Raw genomic sequence first — 17,970 nt, 5'->3', positions numbered from 1 at the left:
GTGGGGGTTCGGGGGTGTTGCCGGCGAGGGTGATGGTGGCGATGAAGAGCTCGCCCGGTACGGCGGCGGCTCGCGCGTAGGGGATCGCGGTGTGGTTGCCTAGGGCCCCTGACTCGTCGGTTCGCCGTACGTCGAAGGTGTCGAAGCCGAGCCAGGGTCCGACCACCGATACGAGGTTGTCGGCGCGGACTTCGGCTCCTTCGGCGACGGGTGGGATGTCGGCCGTGAGTGGCCAGCCGGAGAATTCGATGAGCCAGCCCGGCTCGACTACGGCATCCGCAGCGATACGGGCGACGCGTACTTCATGACTGCCGTGGAGCGCCGATGCCACCGCAACAGTCGGGCCTGGGGTGACCGGTCCCCCGCGACCCGATCCGTGTTCCGGTCCTTCGTCGTCGCTGGTCCGAACCCAATGAGTGCTCGCGATCGAGCTGCCCGCACCGGCAACCGTGAAGCCGTTGCGGTGCGAGAGGCCGAGCGACGGGTGGACGATGCTGACGCTGTTCTCCAGCGGCTGCGCCCAGTACGGCGGACTCAGCGGCGGCATCGTATGAGTCGAGTAGCCGAGACGCGCGTACAACGGCGAGTCGGCGCGTTCGTCGCCGGGGACCGCGTGATCGGTGCCGTGGTTGACGATGCGCACGATCCCGTCGAACTGCGTTCCGCTGACCTGCCACCCTGCTTCCGCGATCGAGCGATTGAAGTCGGATCGCTCGACAGGCAAGGGTTCTTCAGCCGCCGTCCAGACCGGGTGGTCGGCCGGAAGCATCAGGCCGAGCATGCCTTTCACCGCCCAGTACGGCGACCCTGGCCCGGAGTACGACTGCGCAATCGCCGGCCATTCGCCGTACCAGCCGAGGGTCAGCAGGCCGCGCTCATCGGGGACGCCGTGGTCGAGAAAGTGTTTGAGCATTCCGGACGAGGTCCGGCGCAGCAGGCCAGGGGTGAGATCGGTGGCACCGGTAATTGCCCCGACCCAGAACGGCGCAGCCGCAGCGAAGCGGTACGTCAAGCTTCGGCCTTGGATCAGTGGTGAGCCGTTGCTGCCGACCAAGTGGACGGCCGAATCCAGGAACGATGTCAGCCGCTCACGCCACGCAGTCTCCAGCGCCGGGTCGCACAACCCGGGGTCCATCGATGCCCAGAGCAACGGATAGACGTGCAGCGCCCAACCGTTGTAGTGGTCGAACGCGCGTTCCGGACCATCGGCGTACCAGCCATTCGAACGGTACAACGACTCGTGCACTGCAAGCCCGCTGTCGATGTCGTCGCGGGACCACGGCCCACCGACCGACTTGAGGAAAGTTTCCACGACGACCTGGAACCAGACCCAGTTGATCGGCGGGTACTTCTCGCCGACCACGGTCGACAGCCAGGCGACGATCTGCGAGCGGTCCCGGTCGTCGAGCCGGTCCCACAACCACGGCCGGCTCAGGTGCAGCCCGAGCGCGATCGAGCAGGCCTCCACCTTCGCCTGCCCGAGCTGATCGGGCCGCGGCCAAGCATGCGGCGACGCCGGATCGGTGCCCGCCCGCAACCCCTCCGCGTACCAGCCGGCGAAGTCGTGTGGATCCTTGCCGTCATCGCCTTTCAGCCGGATCGCAGCGAGCAGGAAGGACCGGGCGAAAGCCTCTAGAGAGTCGCTGTCGGGACCGTAGGCGCTCTGTTGCCCAGGCAAGTCGATCCGTGCGTGCTCAGGCGAAGCCCAGCCCCGCAGTGAGAGCAGTAGCTGGTCGGCGACCCCGGCCCAGGAGTCGCGGGTCAGGCCGGTGAAGCGGGCGTCGGTCATCAACGAAGCCCTCGGGTCAGCGTGAGTTCGAAAGAATTGTTGCCTGCAGCAAGGATTAGCCGGTGGACGACCGACCCCCAGACCCGCTCGAGCATCTCGTCGTCAACGGCTAGCGTCTCCAACTTCCCGGCGCCGAGACCGGCGTCCCAGCCCAACTCGGCCAGACCTCCGCCCAGAGTCTCGACCACTAATCTGCCGGGCTCATGGGCGACCGGCCTGCCAGCGATCACGAAATGTTCGACAACCTCGGTCCCCGCCGCCCAATTGTCGACGACCCGGACGACCTGATCGCGACGATCCAAACTCACCGACCTACGCAGACTCCCCGTCGGATAGGCCTCCGACAGATCAAGCTCGGCCCGATCATCACCGTGTACGGCGAAGTCTGTCGCCCGCCACCGTGATCCGGCCTCCTGCTCCCGCCCGTCGACGACCGGCACGTTGTGCCACTCGCTCCGCACCACCCACTGCTCGTAGCGCCGGTCCGAGAAGGAGATCGCCGTGTACGTCGGCTGCCCCAGATCCACCAGCACCGGAACCGCATCGAGCGCGGCAATGAACGAGCCGACATCGTTGTGATTGTGGTTCTCGTCGTTGTTCCCGCCCTTGACCGCCAGCGTCCACCCCGCGCTGGAGCCACCCTCCTGCCGGGCGACCAGCAATTGCACGTCGGGCAGCCAACTAGATCGAGGCAACGGCTCCGGTACGACGGCAGCCTCCCGCCAGTCGTCGTCGACCAACGCAACCAGCGCTCGTCCGAGACCGACGACGGCGGTCGACCGATCGCGATACCCGGCAGCTTGCGCCATCACCTCCCGATCACCGGTACGGCGGCCCCAGCGATGCAGTACATCCCAAGGCTGATCTGGGTTCGGCCGGGCCGAACCGTCCCCGACGTTGACGAACCAGCCGGCGCCCAGCGCCATCCGCTGCGGATACCGGGCCAGCTCCTCCATCGGCGCGCACCGCCATGGGTCGAACGCACCCAGCGTGATCCGATCCAGCAACTCCAGCGCGCTGGCCAGTCGGGCCGGACCGTTCCACCAGTACGCGTAGCCCTCATCGCAACCACCATCGGCGGGGAGCGCCTGGAGATACCGGTCGAGCCCGTCGACAACCAGGTCCACGACTTGCTCCCGCCGTACCGGGTCGGTATCCAGGAACAGGGCGGCGGCCAGCACATGCCCGTGGATCCACGGGTTCCAGTTGTGCAGGTGGCCGTCCAGCCCGAGCCAATGCCACCGGCGGTCGGTCAGGAACGGCTCGATCACCCGCTGCGAGGCCTCGGACCGGATTCGACGGCGCAGCCCGGGCACGCGCTCATCCAGCGCCGGACCGAGTACGAGATCGGCCCACGCCAGCACCTCCACCGTCTCGGCGGCCCCCAGGTCTAAGTACGGCGTGCCGGGATCGGCCACAACCTCGCCCCGAGCGGTCGCGAACGACTCGTGAGCAGCCCAGCACCAGGTCGTCTGTTCGCAGAGCAGCAGCAAGCCGTCGGCAGCCTCGTCGAGATACTCCTCCGAGCCGGTCAGCGCGGCCGCGAGCACCGCCGTACTGGTGCGTTGGCGCAACTCCCCCGCCGGATTCTCGTACGCCGTCCGGACACCGTCCCGCCAGTACCGCGCGAAGTCCGACAGCAGCAGCCGCGGCCACGGCCGGAGCCGATCGGCCGCAGCGCGTTCAAGCACAGCCCCAGACGGACGCGAGGCCCAGAGCGCTCGCCGTTCGATGTCAGGGACGCCGGCCCGATCCCGCGCGGAATTCAGCGCGGCGCTCCGGACGGCCGGTTCCAGCGCCTGCCAGCGCCCAGCAATCGTCACCCGGACATGCTCTCGCGTGCCCGGGTCCGCGACCAGATAACGATCAGACTCGTACAGAACCGTTCCGGCCCGAACTCCGGGCCGGCCGGGAGTGTTACGGCTTCTTGGCGACGCCTACCCAGAGGCTGCAGCTGACATCGGTGAAGGTCTCGTTGTCGACGAGGCGCTCGGTTTCGGCGTCGGGGTGCCAGCGGTAGGGAACCTCCACGCCGGGCTCGACCAGCTCCAGGCCGGTGAAGAAACGCTCGATCTCCTCGCGGCTGCGGACCTGGGCGTCACCACCGTCGGCCTTGTAGACCTGGATCGCCTGCTCCCACATCTCGGGGGCGAAGTCCGGCGTGCAGTGCGAGAAGATCAGGTACGAACCGGGCGCCAGCGCGTCGACCAGCTGCTGGAGCAGCTCGTACGGCTTCGTCTCGTCGGGCAGGTAGTGGAAGACACCGACGATGCTCAGCGCGACCGGCTTGGTCAGGTCGAGGAGCTCGCGGACCTCCTCGGACTCGAGGATCGCCTTCGGGTCGGTGATGTCCGCCTCGAGGTACGCCGTCCGGCCGCCGGGCGAGCTGACCAGCAGCGCGCGCGAGTGCGCGAGCACGATCGGGTCGTTGTCCGCGTACACGACGTTGGCCTCCGGCACGACCTCCTGCACGACCTCGTGCAGGTTCGGGCTGGTGGGGATGCCGGTGCCGATGTCGAGGAACTGGGTGATGCCCTGCTCGGCGACGTACCGGGCTGCTCGGTGCATCCACATCCGGTTCGACTGGGCTGCGGTCCGGAATCCGGGGAACGCCTCGAGCAGGTGCTCGGCGACCGCACGGTCCGGCGCGAAGTTCGTCTTGCCGCCCAGGAAGTAGTCATAGACCCGGGCACTGTGCGGCACGGTCAGGTTGAGCCGTTCCGCCATGTCGACTGCAGTGTCATCGCTTTGGTCACTCATAGAAACTCCTCGACGCCGCCCGTGCAGTAGCCCGCATCGTAGCGAATCAACATCAGCGTGTGACCACGGCCCGGGATTCCTTGACGGAACAAGCTGTAATTCTTTCACGAGACAAGTAGGCGTCGTACGACTTCGGTCGACTGTGGTCGTTCGTGTTCGCGGTCTTGAACCGGGACCGGCGACCCGCTGCTATGACCTCAGGAATGCCCACACAGTCAGCGAGGAGACCGCCCCATGGACTCACCTCCGAACATCCACCGCCGTACGCTACTCGCCGCCGCCGGCATCACCGCCGCCAGCGCGGTCCTCAGTACCGGTACGGCGCGCGCCGACGCGACCGTCCGTGTCGACCCGGCCGCCGACCAGGGTGCCTGGGAAGGCTGGGGCACCTCACTGGCGTGGTGGGCGAACGTCTTCGGCGACCGGGACGACTTCGCCGACCTGTTCTTCACCACCAAGACCGTGAGCTACAACGGCGCCTCGCTGCCCGGACTAGGCATGAACATCGCCCGCTACAACCTCGGCGGCTCCAGCTGGAACGCCGTTGGCAGCGAACGGATGGCCGTCTCGCCGAACATCCCGCGGTTCAAGCAGATCGAGGGTTTCTGGCAGGACTGGGGAAATGAGGACCCGGCATCCTCGGCCTGGAACTGGAACGCCGACGCCAAGCAGCGCGCGATGCTGACCAAGGCAACCCAGCGGGGCGCGATCAGCGAGCTGTTCGCCAACTCGCCGATGTGGTGGATGTGCTCGAACCACAACCCGTCCGGCGCCGCGGACGGCGGCAACAATCTCCAGTCGTGGAACCACCGCCAGCACGCGCTGCACCTGGCGGCGACTGCTCGCCGCGCCCGCGACCAGTGGGGCGTGAACTTCCGGACCGTGGACCCGTTCAACGAGCCGTCGTCCGGTTGGTGGAAGGCCGACGGCGGGCAGGAGGGCTGCCACATCGACGCAACGACTCAGCGCAGCGTCATCACCAACCTCCGCACCGAGCTCGACCGCATCGGCCTCACCGGCGTCGGCATCTCGGCCTCCGACGAGACCAACTACGACCTCGCCCGGACCACGTGGAGCAGCTTCGACTCGGCCACCAAGGGCCGGGTGAAGCAGGTGAACGTGCATGGCTACCAGGGCCTGAGCGGTCGCCGCGACCTGCTCGGCGACGAGGTTCGCGCCTCCGGCAAGGTGCTGTGGAACTCCGAGCACGGCGACTCCGACGGCAGCGGCATGATGACTGCCCGTTGCCTGCTGATGGACTTCCGCTGGCTCAAGCCGACAGCCTGGGCCTACTGGCAGGTGATGGACCCCACCGCCGGCTGGGGCACGATCCGGTACGACGGCAATGCCGGGCAAGCAGGCGCCGTCGAGACCAAGCTGTACGTGCTGGCGCAGTTCACCCGGCACATCCGGCCCGGTATGCGCATCATCAACACCGGTGTGGACTACGCCGTGGCAGCCCATGACGCAGCGGCACGACGCCTGGTGATCGTTGCCGCGAACAACGGAGCTGCCCAGAACCTGACCTTCGACCTGTCGCCGTTCGGCACGGTCCCGAACGGCACAGCCACCCGCTGGTCCACGCTGACCTCAGGCTCCGGCGACCGGTACACGCGTCGCCAGGACCTGGCGGTCAGCGGGGAGCAGGTTCAGGTACCTTTCGCGGCCGGCGCCGTACAGACCATTCAGATCGACGGCGTCGTCCGCTGAGCCGCTCTACTTCAGGTACGCCGAGAGCGGGATGTTCTGGTCACGGATTGCCTTGGTGACGACGCCCGCGATCTGACGAGCACCGGCGGGTTCGAAATGGGTGTGGTCGTTGCAGAAGAACGCACCGACCGCACCCGACCCGTAGTCGCCGTTGTTCGGGCACAGCCGCAGCGTGTTGTAGAGCGTGTAGCTCAACTTGTGCAAATCGATGACCGGTACCTGGTTGGCAGTCGCGGCCGCGTTGGTCTCGCTGAGGAAGCCGCGGGTGGCGACCGCGGTCGAGCCCGAACACTTGATGGCCGAGACCGGGGTCAGGAAGACCGGCTTCGCGCCGCGGGCCTTGGCCGCGGCGGCCATCACGCCGAGAAGCTCGCGGTAGCGCGCCGAACCTACATGCCGAGGGCAATTGGGATCACCGTCGTTGATCCCGAACTGGATCAGCAGATAGTCGCCGGCCTTCATGCCGGTCGTCGAATTGAGCATCGCCTGCCAGCGCGATGAATAGGTGTTCGAACTGAGGACACACTCACCGGCCGAGTTCTTCGTACCGGTGACGTTGCCCTCGTACAGCCAGGTCTGGATGCTGCGACCGCCAACGGCGCTGTTCCGCACCGTCGCGTTGGCGTTGAAGTAAGGGGCGACCTGAGACCCCCATCCGGCCGGACACACCGCGCCGCCCGACGGAGCTGCCATCGTGGAGTCGCCGGCCAGCCAGACGGTGATGGGCGTCTGGGCTGCCGGAGCAGCGGCTGCCGTTGCCGGCTTTTCCGAGCAGGGGTTGGCGACTGCGGGCGTCGCCGTGCTCACGGTGACGGAGGAGAACACGATCGCGGCACCGGTCAGGAGCGCCGTACGGAGTAGTGCTGATCGAAGCTTCATCGGGCACTCCTTACAGGTAGTCGTCGAGGACGGCGGTGAGCCGGTTGGCGATCTTCACGTGACCCGCATCGGTGGGGTGGACGTTGTCGCTGGTGTCCGCCGTGGTGATCCATCCGGTGGTGTCGATGAAGTGGACCTTGCTGTCACCGGCCGAGGTGCGCGCCGCGATCGCGTTGCGGGTCTCGGGGAGGTAGCGGTTGCGGAAGGTGCCCATGGCAAAGATCTGCGCGGAGGGGTAAGCACGCCGGACGCGCTCGAGCATCACCACGTAGTTCTGCTGGAACGTCGGTCCCGAGACACTGTGGCCGACGTCGTTGGTGCCGAGGTTGATCACCACCGCCGCGGCCTGGTACGTCGAGAAGTTCCAGTCGTCGGTGGTTGCCGTGTTCGAAGACCGGCGGAACCAGTCGACCATTCCCCAGCAGTCCTGGGCGACCAGGCAGGCGCCGCCTTGGGCGACCTGGGTGTGGGCTGCCTTCAGCGTCGCCCCCGTGAGCCACGGGTAGGAGGTGAACGGCCGGTTGGCGTTCGGCTGGCCGACGGTGATCGAGTCACCGATGAACTCGATGAGCTTCTGCGGCCGGCTGATCGCGCTTGTCTGCCCACCACTGGCCAGGATCAGACCACCGAAGACCGGGTCACCGGTGTATGAACCGGCCCGCTCCCGGTAGCCGATCCGAACCTTGTGCGTGCCGCTCGACAAGCCGGTCGCGAGGGTGACGTTGCCGGAGACGTTACGTCGCCACTGCAGCGGCTTGCCGTCGACCGAGTAGTACAGGTCGATGGCGTTGCGCTGCTTGACGCCGATGGAGCTTCCGGTGAAGGCAGCCTCGACATAGCCGCCGGCCCAGCCCATCCAGTAGTACGACGCGTTCGAGCGGTTCCAGCGGCCGTAGTACTGGAGGTTGGTGTCGTTCGGCTGGCCGCCACCGGCTGCCAGCGTCGCGGCCTCGGTCGTGACGGCCGTGTTGGTGACGGCTGTGTTGGTGATGGCGAAGCTGGGGTGCGGCGGCTGGTTGTACGCCGTGTTCTGCCAGGCCACAGCCACCCGGTACTGGCGGTCCTGCATCAGCGACGGCCGGCTGATCGACGTACTGTCCGTCGTGGAGTAGATCCGCAGCGCCCGGTTGTCCGACGTCCGCCAGATCACTTCTTCGCGCCAGTCACCGAGGATGTCGGCCGACAGCGCCGGCGTCGCCTTCGTTCCGTTGTTGGAAGCGACCCCAGAGCCGGTCAGCAGGCGGGTGTCGCCGCTGGTGCCGTACTTGTCGATGTGCGTGTCGTCGAGCAGCTCGCGCTGTGCATCGCCGTCCCACCAGATCACGAAGTTCGTCGAGCTCGGCTTGCGCGCCGCGACCTGCGACCCGTTGGTGGCGCTGCGCAGACCGTCCACCGACAAGGACCACGCTTCCGCACCAGCGTTGCCGGCCCAGATGTCGTCGGCGACTGCGCGGCCGTTGTCACAGCCGCACGAAGGTGCACTCCAGATGATCTGGCCCGTCTTGGCGTCACCCATCCAGTGCGCGACCTCGCTGGTCGACTCCGAGGGCTTGAAGACCTCAAGGCCCGGCCGGGTCGGGATGAAGTCGCCGACATGGTAGGCATCGCCGTGGTGGGTGGCGTTCTGCCACAAACCACGGCCGTTGTCGTCGATCGCCATCGACCCGTACAGCACCTCGTCGCGCCCATCGGCATCGACATCGGCGATCGACAACTGGTGGTTTCCCTTGCCGGTCCACTGAGCTCCGGCCGAGTTGGAGTCGAAGATCCAGCGCTGCGTCAGCGCACCGTTGCGGTAGTCCCAGGCGCTGATGACGGAACGGGTGTAGTAGCCACGCGCCATGATGATGCTCGGTCGCGAGCCGTCCAAGTACGCCGTACCGGCCAGGAAGCGGTCGACCCGGTTGCCGTAGTTGTCGCCCCACGAGGAGACGGTGCCGCGCGGCGGCTGGTAGTTGGCGGTCGCCAGTACCGCGCCGTCGGTCCCGCGGAACACCGACAAGAACTCGGGGCCGGTCAGGATGTAGCCAGAGGAGTTGCGGTGGTCGGCACTCGAGCTGCCGATCACCTGGCCGGTGCCGGAGCGCGTGCCGTCCGCGGTCTTCACCGCGACCTCCGCGCGACCGTCACCGTCGTAGTCGAAGACCTGAAACTGCGTGTAGTGCGCGCCGGCGCGGATGTTGCGGCCGAGGTCGATCCGCCACAACCGCGTGCCGTTCAGCTTGTAGGCATCGAGGTAGACGTTGCCGGTATAGCCCGCCTGCGAATTGTCGTGAGCGTTGGTCGGGTCCCACTTCACGATGAGCTCGTACTGGCCGTCACCGTCCAGATCACCAACGCTCGTGTCGTTCGCGACGTAGGTGTAGTTCTCCCCGGACGGTGTGGTGCCGCCGGCCGGAATCTGCAACGGCACATCTCGGCTGCTCGCGGTCGCACCGTTGACACTGTCCAGCGACAGCGAATCCTCGGCCGCGAACTTGGCCCGCTGCTCGACTCCATCAGTGACAGCCTGTACGACGTACTTCGCACCGGCCGTCCCTTCCGCATCGACGAAACTCGTCGGACCGCTGACCGGAGTGGTGTTCACCTTGGTGCCATCGCGGTAGACGTTGTAAGTGACACCCTGCGGGTCATCCGCGAGCATCCGCCAGCTGACCCGGTTGCCCTTCGGCGTGTGCACGCTGATGACGCCACGGTTCAAGGTCTCCGTCGGAGACTCCGGCGCCGCGGTGGTCGGGCGCAGGAAGTTCACCAGCGACAGGTTGCGCTCGCGGATGCCTTGGACAACGAAGTTCGCCATCTGCGTCGCGCCGTACACCGAGAAGTGGGTGTTGTCGTTAGCTTCCTTGGTAAGGAACAGTTGCTGGGAAGCGGTCGGGCCGAGCGATTCCACCAACGTCTTGCTCTTGGCGGTCAGATCGATCACCGGAACGGTCGCGCTCTGGCCGAGTGCCCGGATCACCGCAGGCAGGTCGACGCCACGGCCGTTGATATGCAACGCCGTCGGCGTCAACGCGTTACCGCTGAACAATCGGCGTACCGGCGGTGTCACCAGCACCGGCGTCCCGCCGCGTTCACGAACGCCGTTGACCAGCTTCGTGAGGTTGTCCCGGAAGGCGGTCGCTGTGGTGTCCTTGTCGTTGTGCCCGAACTGGATGAAGACCAGGTTGTTGCTCTTGATCAACGGTTTCATCGTCGGGAACAGAGCGGCATTGGCGAGGAAGCTCCCTGAGCTCTCGCCGGAATCACCGTAGTTCGCGATCACGGCACCACTGCGCACGCGGGTGGGCAGGAGCTGACCCCAGCCCGCGTACGGCGCGCCCGGCTGATCGCAAACGGTCGAGTCACCGGCGAGATACGCAACCAGCGGCGCACTTGCCGGCTTGACGGTCAACGCGCCGATCGCCGGTGAACTGCCGTCGAACGTGAGACTCAAGCCCGCCGTACCGGTCCCGCCTTGGCCTGTCGGCTGCCCTTCCGGGACGCGAACGTTGACAGTTGCGGTATTGCGGATCACCTGGCCGGCGGTGGTTGAGACAGCCGACAGCACCTGCCTGCGGGTCTCCACCGACATACCGGTGTTGGCGGCACGCGTCGTGCTGCCGAGGTCGACGGTGACGTCGTAGTTGCCTGGAGCAACATCGAAGTGGCACTGGATCGGTGCGGTGCCCGAACAACCGGCGGGCAGCGCCGTGGGCTGGGCGGAGACCGGCAACGGACTGAGCGGACTCAGCGAGCCGACGACCAGGGCCGCGGCGAGAACGACTTTTCGGAACTGGGACATGGGGCGGTTACCTCTTCCTTAGTGGGCGAAGGAGAAGCGAAGTGTTGCGTCACAATCGGTGTTAGCGTGAACAGTAGTGGGGTGACCAGTTGTTGTCACTGACTAGGACCAGTTCCACGACCTCGACGGTTGGCGTCCGGAGCAGCTGCCCCGGGTGGTTCGCTCGCACCGCTTGTGCCTCTGATGGCAGCCAGATCGGACTGTCCGGGGACAACGGCAGCACCCTCAGTACGACGTCCTTCGCCGTACTGAGGCCGGTGTCTCGCACGTCGACTGTCCACGCGCGTCCGTCCCAGAAGCGATCAGCGACCGGCACACCGTCCACCTCGAGTTCGGCGACATCGCCGGCCCAGGTAATGCAGAGTCGCGCCTCAACGGCCTGGCCGCGAACCCAGTCCGGCAAGGTCACGCGATAGCGACCCGCAAGCCGCTCGAGGTCCGACGGCTGCGGACTGGCGGCCCGGCCGTCGCGTTCGCCATAGGTCGCGGGCACCTGAGCGGCCGGGCGAATGAGCTCCACCTGCGCCGACTCGATCCGGCCGGGCGTCGGCGCGGGACTCAACGGCGCCTCGACGAAGCGCTTGCCGGCCGGGTCGTACCGTCGCAACCGCGGCAGCTCCCCGGCGGCAACGACCTGAACCGGACCGTCGTCGTACCAGGAGATTTCGCAGTCGGACAGAAGAAGAGTCCGGTCGGGGTGCTCGCGCACCCAGAGGTCCGGCCCGAGTGTCGCGGGCAGCACCAGCAGGTCGAGTGCTCCAGTGGCTGACACCAACCTGACCGGGACCTCCGAGGGCGTCAGCCGGTACGTCGTTGAGGTCTCAGCCTGGGACTGGATTGCGACGCCGGGCGGTAGCCGGAGCTCGACCGGCATCCGGTGATCGGCGATCAGCACCAGGACTGGCGCTTCGCTCCCGGCAAGCAGGGTGAGCGGCGTGGCGGTGATCCACTCGATCATGACTCCGCCGTACTCCTGGAACACCGGCCAGCAAGCGAGGGTGCCGGGCCGGATGGTGATCGGCTCCGATGGGACGGTGGTCGGCGTCGCTCCCCCGATCTCGAACTGGACGTCCTCCAACGGATCCAGCTGCTCGTGGGCTTGATGCCAGGCCAGGAAGAGATAGCCCTTGTCGCCGTCCGACCGCACCGCCCATCGCGGCGTCGTACGGTCCTCGGTGTTCGCCGGGCGAACCTCGGGGAGCCAGGACGGTAGCTCCGTGAGTCCGGCGCCGAACGCAGTCAGGAAGGCGTGCTGGCGCCGCAGTTCGGCATGCGAGCCGTTGAGTTCGCCCGCTTCACCGATCGGCGCCTGGAAGTCGTAGCTCAGCCTCGGCAGATCGTTGGGGTAGCCAGTCGCCTGGGACTCCTGCCATCCGCCGGCTGGATTCGTGCCGCCGGCAAACATGTAGTATCCCTGCCAGGCCGAGCCGTTGCCGATCTTGCACCACGCCGGAGTCGCCACGTCGAGCGGCGCGAGAACCGGCCGGCGGTGGTACGCCGTTGCCATCCCGCCGCCGAGTTCACACGTGGCCGGCGGGAACTCCGCGCTGACAGACGCAGCGGCTGCAGACCGCTCATCGGACCGCAGATCCGCGCCGATCCCGGGATCGTCCCATTGATGGCTGAAGAAGAAGTGCTCCCGGAACGACGGGTCCCAGCCTGCATCGGAGGCAACCCAGAAGCCGTCGCCATAACCGCCGTACACGGGGAACACCTCCCCCGCCGGCAGTTGCGCTCCGCCCCACGCCGTCGCCGTCCAGAGCGGGGCGGCCAACCCCGCCCGGCGAGCCAAGGCCTTGAGGCTGCGCAGATGATCGGGCTGGTCGTAGAGCTCGTTCTCGAGCTGGATCGCCAGCAGGTCGCCGTCCGGCCCTGCTCTCCGCCCGAGATGCCCGGCCAACTGACCGAACCACTCCTCGACAAGCTCCAGATACCGCGGATCGTCGGTGCGATGGACAACGTCGGCGGCGGCGACCCAGTCCGGGAAGCCGCCGTTGCGGAGCTCACCATGGCACCACGGCCCGATCCGCAGCACCACATCGAGCCGATGGTTGCCGCAGGCATCGATGAACGCGCCGACATCGAGATTGCCGCCGAACTGCGGCCCGGCACCGTCCGGCACATGGTGCAGCCACGGCACGTACGTCGACACCACCGTCACCCCAGCGGCTACCACCGACCGGAGCCGCGCCTCCCAGCGATCCCGAGGAATCCGGCTGTAATGCACTTCCCCGGAGATCGGGATGAACGGCACCCCGTCGCGTTCCAGACCGCGGTCGGACAGGCCGAGCCCGGACCGCTGATCCACGGCGTTGGCCATTCGTGGCCGCTGCGGATCGCCCGGCCACGCGGACACCTTGATCTGGTGGGGGCTGGTCGCCATCTGCTCGCCTCCCGGCGGTTGCCGCGGCAAGCCTGGGATCGATCCCAGGCTCGATGACGTGAAAGGTCCCAGGCTCCCGCTGGGGGTGTCAAGACCCCACTGCCGCAGAGCCGGCAGCACTACCCCGGATGACCGGAATCGGCCACTCGGCCGCCGGTCCACGCGGCCGGCGGCAACTGATCTACGGTTGGTCAGGCAAGGGCAGCAGCAGTCCGCAGCGAACGGACGGAGCACGGTGGCAAGTTCTACGGACGGGCATCGCGGCAAGCGTCCGACGATCACGGACATCGCGACCGCCGCCGGGGTGTCCCGCGGCACGGTGTCGCGCGTTCTCAACAACGAGCGATGGGTCAGCGAATCCGCCCGGGACGCCGTCGAGCGGGCGATCGCCGAGACCGGCTATCGCCCCAGCAGTACGGCGCGAAGTCTGCGCGGGCGCCGGAGTCATCGGGTCGCATTCCTGATCAACGAGGGCGTCGACCGGCTGTTCGCCGACCCCAATTTCGCGGTGCTGCTCCAGGGCATCTCGGACGCGCTGCGCGAACGCGGGTCGTCGATCGTCCTGCTCATGGCCGGCAACCAGGCAGAGCGCGACCACGCTGTCGAGTTCGTCGAGGACGGCGCAGTCGACGGCCTGTTCGTCATCTCTTGGCACCAGGATCCTGAGGTCGTGGCGCGCATCGAGCGCACCGGGATCCCGCTGGTCAGCGCGGGCGAACCGCCCTCGGCCGCCGAGGTGAGCTGGGTGTCGGCCGACGACAAGGAAGGCGCCGCCCTCGCAACGCGGTACCTGCTGTCACTCGGGCGCCGCCGCATCGTCACCATCGCGGGCCCGGACCGCGGCCCGAGCGGCGACCAGCGACTCGCCGGTTACACGGAGGCGCTCAGCGGCGAGGTCGATCCCCGCTGGATCGAGGTCGGGGACTACTCACAGGCGAGCGGAGCCGAAGCCATGCTGGCCCTGCTGGACCGCGTGCCGGACCTCGATGCGGTCTTCGCCGCCAACGATGTGATGGCGGCCGGCGCGATCGAAGCCCTTCGCCAGGCCGGACGACGGGTCCCGGAGGACGTCGCCGTCGTCGGCTTCGACGACAGTACGGCGGCCACTTCCGTCGTACCGGCGATCACCACGATGCGCCAGCACTTCGACGTGATCTGCAAGACCGCCGTCGAACTGCTCACCGAACGAATCGACGGGTCTCCCCCGCGCCATGTCGTCGTACCGACCGAACTCGTGATCCGGGAATCCACGTCAAGCTGACGTGACCACGTCGATCGCGTGTCGACGGTGCTCGGCGAAGAGGGTGAGCGCGGTGTCTGCGTCTCGGGATCGGAGCGCGCTGACAAGCTCCTGGTGCTCGCGAGGGATGCACTTGAGATAGCCCTCGGTACTGAGGCCGATCCGGGTCAGCAGGAACAGGTGCACCTGGCAACGGATACCGTCCCAGGCCTCGGCCAGTCGGCGGTGTCCGGAGGCGGCGAAGACGGCGTCGTGGAAGAGGATGTCGCAGCGCACCATCTCGTGCGGGTCCTCGACTCGTTCCATCGCCGCTGCAGTTTTCGCCAGGGCGTCCAGTTCCTCGTCCGAGGCCTGGGCGATGACCTGATGAACAGCGAGGTCCTCCAGGGCGCCGCGCAGGCTGTCCAACTCGGCGACATCGTCAGCGGACAGCGTGGTGACCAAGGCGCCGCGATGCCAGGCGACCCGGACCAGACCCTCACGCTCCAGGAACCGCAGCCCTTCCCGGACCGGGCCCCGGCTGACATCCATGACGCCCGATAGTTCCACCTCGCGCAACTGCGCGCCGGGCGCGTAGGCGCCGGTGAAGATCGCCTCGCGGATCCGGTCCGCGACCTCTTCGGCCAGACCCCGGCGCCGGGCCGGAGCCACCTTGCTCTGCTCACTCATTGCTGGCTTGCACCTCCCTGGTGTCCTAATGTTAACATTACACTGTTGTCCCAATGTCAACATTGCTACAACCATCGATTGAGAGGCCCCCATGAGCGTGCTCAACTCCCCCATCCCCCGGTTCCACCTGGCCATGCCGGTCGACGACCTGGCCGCAGCGCGCCACTTCTACGGCGAGGTGCTCGGCCTCACGCAGGGCCGCAGTTCCGACAGCTGGGTCGACTGGAACCTGCACGGCCACCAGTTCGTCACCCACCTCGCCCCGGAACGCGCGCAGCGCATCCACAACCCGGTCGACGGCCACGACGTACCGGTTCCGCACTTCGGCCTGATCCTTGAAGTCGAGGCCTTCCAGGAGTTGGCCGGACGCCTCCGCGAGGCCGGCACCACGTTCGTGATCGAGCCCTACGTCCGTTTCCAGGGCCAGACCGGCGAGCAGTGGACGATGTTCCTCCTCGACCCGGCCGGCAACGCCCTCGAGTTCAAGGCCTTCGCCGACGACTCCCAGGTCTTCGCCTCGTGAAGATCTTCCAGATCGGCGCAGCCGGCGGCGTCGGCCACCGCCTCACCCAACTCCTCACCGCCCGCGGCGACACAGTGACCGGCATGCACCGCGGTCCCGCCCAGGGCGATGTTGTCAGCACCGCCGGCGGTACGCCGATCGTCGGCGACCTGATTGCTGACTCGGCCGAGACGCTCGCCGAGAAGATGCGCGGGCACGACGCGGTCGTCTTCTCGGCCGGAGCGCACGGCACCGGCATGGACAAGACCACGCTGATCGACGGTGAGGGGCTCGCGAAAGCCGCTGACGCCGCCGCACTGGCCGGTGTCTCCCGTTTCGTGCTCGTCTCGGTCTTCCCCGACGCACTGCGCGGCGGTGCGCTGGGTGAGGGCTTCGAGCACTACATCAAGGTCAAGAAGACCGCAGACGTCTACCTGACCCGCACCGACCTGGACTGGGTCATCGTCCGGCCCGGCACGCTCCTCGACACCCCCGGCACCGGCCACGTCACCGCCGGACCCGCCGTCGAGTACGGCGACATCCACCGCGACGACGTCGCCGCATTCATCGACGCCACCCTGCACACCCCAGCCTTGACCCGCACCATCGTCGAGCTCACCTCCGGCGACACCCCCATCGCCGACGCGGTCACCGCACTCACCACCTGATCTCAACGGCCCGGTCGCGCGAACCCTGGAGTTACGGTTCCTCGACCGGCGGTTCGGGCTGGTTGAGCTTGACGGTTCGGACGTCGCGGGAGATCAGGCCAGAGGCGGTGATGACGACGAGCAGTGCCCCACAGAGAAGCATCGCCGGGCGGGCGCCGAGCAGGGCAACGGCTGGGCCGGCGAGCATGAGTGCGAGCGGCGACATCAGGAGAGATCCGAGGGCGTCGTACGAGCTGACCCGGGATAGCGCGTGGGCCGGGATCTTGAGCTGGACCGTCACCGACCACAGGACAGCGATGAGGCTCATACCGACTCCGGTGAAGAAGATCGCCACCAGCACTGCGGGAAGTGGTGCATCCAGCCCCAGCAGAATGAACGGGGTCGGCATGGTGACGGCGACCGCGATCACGCTCGCGAGAATGGTTCGCTCCGGCTTCCAGCGCAGGGCGAGCACGGCACCGGCCAAAGTGCCTGCGGATTCGCAGGCCAGTAGCCAGGACCACGTCTTCGCTCCACCCAGCTCGGCGGTGACTAGCGCGGGCCCGATCACGCCGATCGCGGCGCCGTAGCAGGCGAAATGCAACGAGGACTGAAGAACGACCACCCACACCCATTCGCGGGACCGGAACTCGGTCCAGCCATCGCGCAGATCGCCGAACAGGCTCTTCCCGCTCGCTGAATGTGCGAGCACCCGGCGGGGCCGAAGGAAGGCGAACGGTGCGGCGGCGAGGAGCAGCGCGGTGCCACACCCGACAAGCGTCCAGCCGCCGCCTAGAAGTGTGACCAGGAGACCGGCCGTCACCACTCCAAGAATCCGGGCCACGTTCCGCGCGACGCCGATGATGCTGTTTGCCGCATGCAACTGCTCGACGGGCACAAGCTCGGGCACGATGGCCGCGAGAGCCGGGTTCATAACGGCGATGCCGATGCCGGACACAGCCGCGGCACCTCCTACCAGCCACCACGATGGTGCGCCCTGGACGAGCATCGCTCCGATTGACCCGAACGAGACCGCTGACAGAACCAGCCCGACCACCACCACACGGCTCCGCTGAACCCGATCGGCGATCACGCCACCGACGAGCACGAACGCCAGCAGCGGGATCGACTCGCACGCCATCACGATGGACAGCCGGGTCGGAGTACCGCCCGGCGCTGCGAGGACACCGAAAGCCAGCGCCACTGGCGCAGCAACCGACGCGAGAATCGCAACGAACCGGCCAACCAGCAGCAGCAAGAACGGCGAGTCGCGCAACAGGGCAAGATCACCGGTCGGAGCCAGCGGCTTCCAGAGCATCCAGCCCCCTGATCGTCTCCGCCCTTGCCATCACCACGGTTGCACAGCCCTCACCAAGCGCGCCATACATTTCCCGTCGAGCCACGGCAGCGGTCGGGCGGTACGCAAGCCTGTGGAACCTGGTAGGCGGGTACGCAGGCTTTGTGGGTCCTGGTGAGCGCTCCGCGGCCTTGGGAGTCCACAAAGCCTGAACAGGCCCCGCGGTCGCGGCAGCAAAGGAGGGTTCACGGAACCGTGCTGCCGCGGAGTGCCGGTTGCGGAATCGGTCTGGCGGGGGCGGGCCTGGGCG

Annotated in this window: 12 protein-coding genes; 4 read left to right on the top strand and 8 right to left on the bottom strand. The window is 67.4% G+C overall.

Annotated features, from left to right (window positions below):
• The 3 genes from E1263_RS36165 to E1263_RS36155 all read right to left on the bottom strand — a co-directional run.
• The coding region (locus E1263_RS36165; RefSeq protein ID WP_132175811.1) for a DUF2264 domain-containing protein at positions 1-1,789 on the bottom strand (1,789 nt) is incomplete at its 3' end.
• A complete protein-coding gene (locus E1263_RS36160) occupies positions 1,789-3,612 on the bottom strand; it encodes a heparinase II/III domain-containing protein (protein ID WP_132175809.1) in 1,824 nt (607 codons plus the stop codon). The genes E1263_RS36165 and E1263_RS36160, both read right to left, overlap by 1 nt.
• 94 nt (positions 3,613-3,706) lie before the next feature.
• Positions 3,707-4,549, bottom strand: coding sequence for an SAM-dependent methyltransferase (locus E1263_RS36155; RefSeq protein ID WP_132175807.1), 843 nt, complete (start codon positions 4,547-4,549; stop codon positions 3,707-3,709).
• A gap of 234 nt (positions 4,550-4,783) precedes the next feature.
• On the opposite strand from E1263_RS36155, the gene E1263_RS36150 reads away from it, so the two are divergent.
• Entirely contained in the window at positions 4,784-6,259 is a 1,476-nt protein-coding gene (locus E1263_RS36150) for a glycoside hydrolase (RefSeq protein ID WP_132175805.1), read from the top strand.
• Positions 6,260-6,265: 6 nt separating this feature from the next.
• On the opposite strand, the gene E1263_RS36145 is transcribed toward E1263_RS36150, so the two are convergent.
• The 3 genes from E1263_RS36145 to E1263_RS36135 all read right to left on the bottom strand — a co-directional run bounded on the left by E1263_RS36145 (position 6,266) and on the right by E1263_RS36135 (position 13,305).
• On the bottom strand, positions 6,266-7,138 hold the full coding sequence (locus E1263_RS36145; protein WP_132175803.1) for an SGNH/GDSL hydrolase family protein: 873 nt from the start codon (positions 7,136-7,138) through the stop codon (positions 6,266-6,268).
• A gap of 10 nt (positions 7,139-7,148) precedes the next feature.
• Entirely contained in the window at positions 7,149-10,922 is a 3,774-nt protein-coding gene (locus tag E1263_RS43410) for a rhamnogalacturonan lyase family protein (RefSeq protein ID WP_132175801.1), read from the bottom strand.
• A 61-nt stretch (positions 10,923-10,983) separates the two neighbouring features.
• Positions 10,984-13,305, bottom strand: a complete 2,322-nt coding sequence (locus E1263_RS36135) for a beta-galactosidase (RefSeq protein ID WP_165956868.1) — start codon at positions 13,303-13,305, stop codon at positions 10,984-10,986.
• Between the two features lie 235 nt (positions 13,306-13,540).
• Here E1263_RS36135 and E1263_RS36130 point away from each other — a divergent pair, with 235 nt between their 5' ends.
• A complete protein-coding gene (locus E1263_RS36130; RefSeq protein WP_132175797.1) occupies positions 13,541-14,566 on the top strand; it encodes a LacI family DNA-binding transcriptional regulator in 1,026 nt (341 codons plus the stop codon).
• Here E1263_RS36130 and E1263_RS36125 read toward each other — a convergent pair.
• The gene (locus tag E1263_RS36125; RefSeq protein WP_132175795.1) at positions 14,558-15,214 is read right to left on the bottom strand and encodes a GntR family transcriptional regulator; all 657 of its coding nucleotides are present in this window, start codon (positions 15,212-15,214) and stop codon (positions 14,558-14,560) included. The two genes, E1263_RS36130 and E1263_RS36125, sit on opposite strands and share 9 nt — an antisense overlap.
• A gap of 91 nt (positions 15,215-15,305) precedes the next feature.
• On the opposite strand from E1263_RS36125, the gene E1263_RS36120 reads away from it, so the two are divergent.
• Positions 15,306-15,737 (top strand): VOC family protein, encoded by a 432-nt coding sequence (locus E1263_RS36120; protein ID WP_132175793.1) that lies wholly within the window; start codon positions 15,306-15,308, stop codon positions 15,735-15,737.
• Entirely contained in the window at positions 15,734-16,384 is a 651-nt protein-coding gene (locus E1263_RS36115) for an NAD(P)H-binding protein (protein WP_132175791.1), read from the top strand. Before E1263_RS36120 ends, E1263_RS36115 begins: the two co-directional genes overlap by 4 nt.
• Before the next feature lie 31 nt (positions 16,385-16,415).
• Here E1263_RS36115 and E1263_RS36110 read toward each other — a convergent pair whose 3' ends face one another.
• The gene (locus tag E1263_RS36110; RefSeq protein ID WP_132175789.1) at positions 16,416-17,681 is read right to left on the bottom strand and encodes an MFS transporter; all 1,266 of its coding nucleotides are present in this window, start codon (positions 17,679-17,681) and stop codon (positions 16,416-16,418) included.
• Between the last annotated feature and the right edge of the window lie 289 nt (positions 17,682-17,970).

This window comes from Kribbella antibiotica, assembly GCF_004349055.1.
GTDB lineage: Bacteria > Actinomycetota > Actinomycetes > Propionibacteriales > Kribbellaceae > Kribbella > Kribbella antibiotica.
Note: the sequence above shows the minus strand (reverse complement) of the source record. Positions and strands in the feature narration are given on the sequence as shown.

Excerpts from the sequence above, each read along its gene's own strand:
- E1263_RS36155 (WP_132175807.1), bottom strand. The coding sequence starts at position 4,549 with ATGAGTGACCAAAGCGATGACACTGCAGTCGACATGGCGGAACGGCTC.
- E1263_RS36150 (WP_132175805.1), top strand. The coding sequence starts at position 4,784 with ATGGACTCACCTCCGAACATCCACCGCCGTACGCTACTCGCCGCCGCC.
- E1263_RS36145 (WP_132175803.1), bottom strand. The coding sequence starts at position 7,138 with ATGAAGCTTCGATCAGCACTACTCCGTACGGCGCTCCTGACCGGTGCC.
- E1263_RS43410 (WP_132175801.1), bottom strand. The coding sequence starts at position 10,922 with ATGTCCCAGTTCCGAAAAGTCGTTCTCGCCGCGGCCCTGGTCGTCGGC.
- E1263_RS36135 (WP_165956868.1), bottom strand. The coding sequence starts at position 13,305 with ATGGCGACCAGCCCCCACCAGATCAAGGTGTCCGCGTGGCCGGGCGAT.
- E1263_RS36125 (WP_132175795.1), bottom strand. The coding sequence starts at position 15,214 with ATGAGTGAGCAGAGCAAGGTGGCTCCGGCCCGGCGCCGGGGTCTGGCC.
- E1263_RS36120 (WP_132175793.1), top strand. The coding sequence starts at position 15,306 with ATGAGCGTGCTCAACTCCCCCATCCCCCGGTTCCACCTGGCCATGCCG.
- E1263_RS36110 (WP_132175789.1), bottom strand. The coding sequence starts at position 17,681 with ATGCTCTGGAAGCCGCTGGCTCCGACCGGTGATCTTGCCCTGTTGCGC.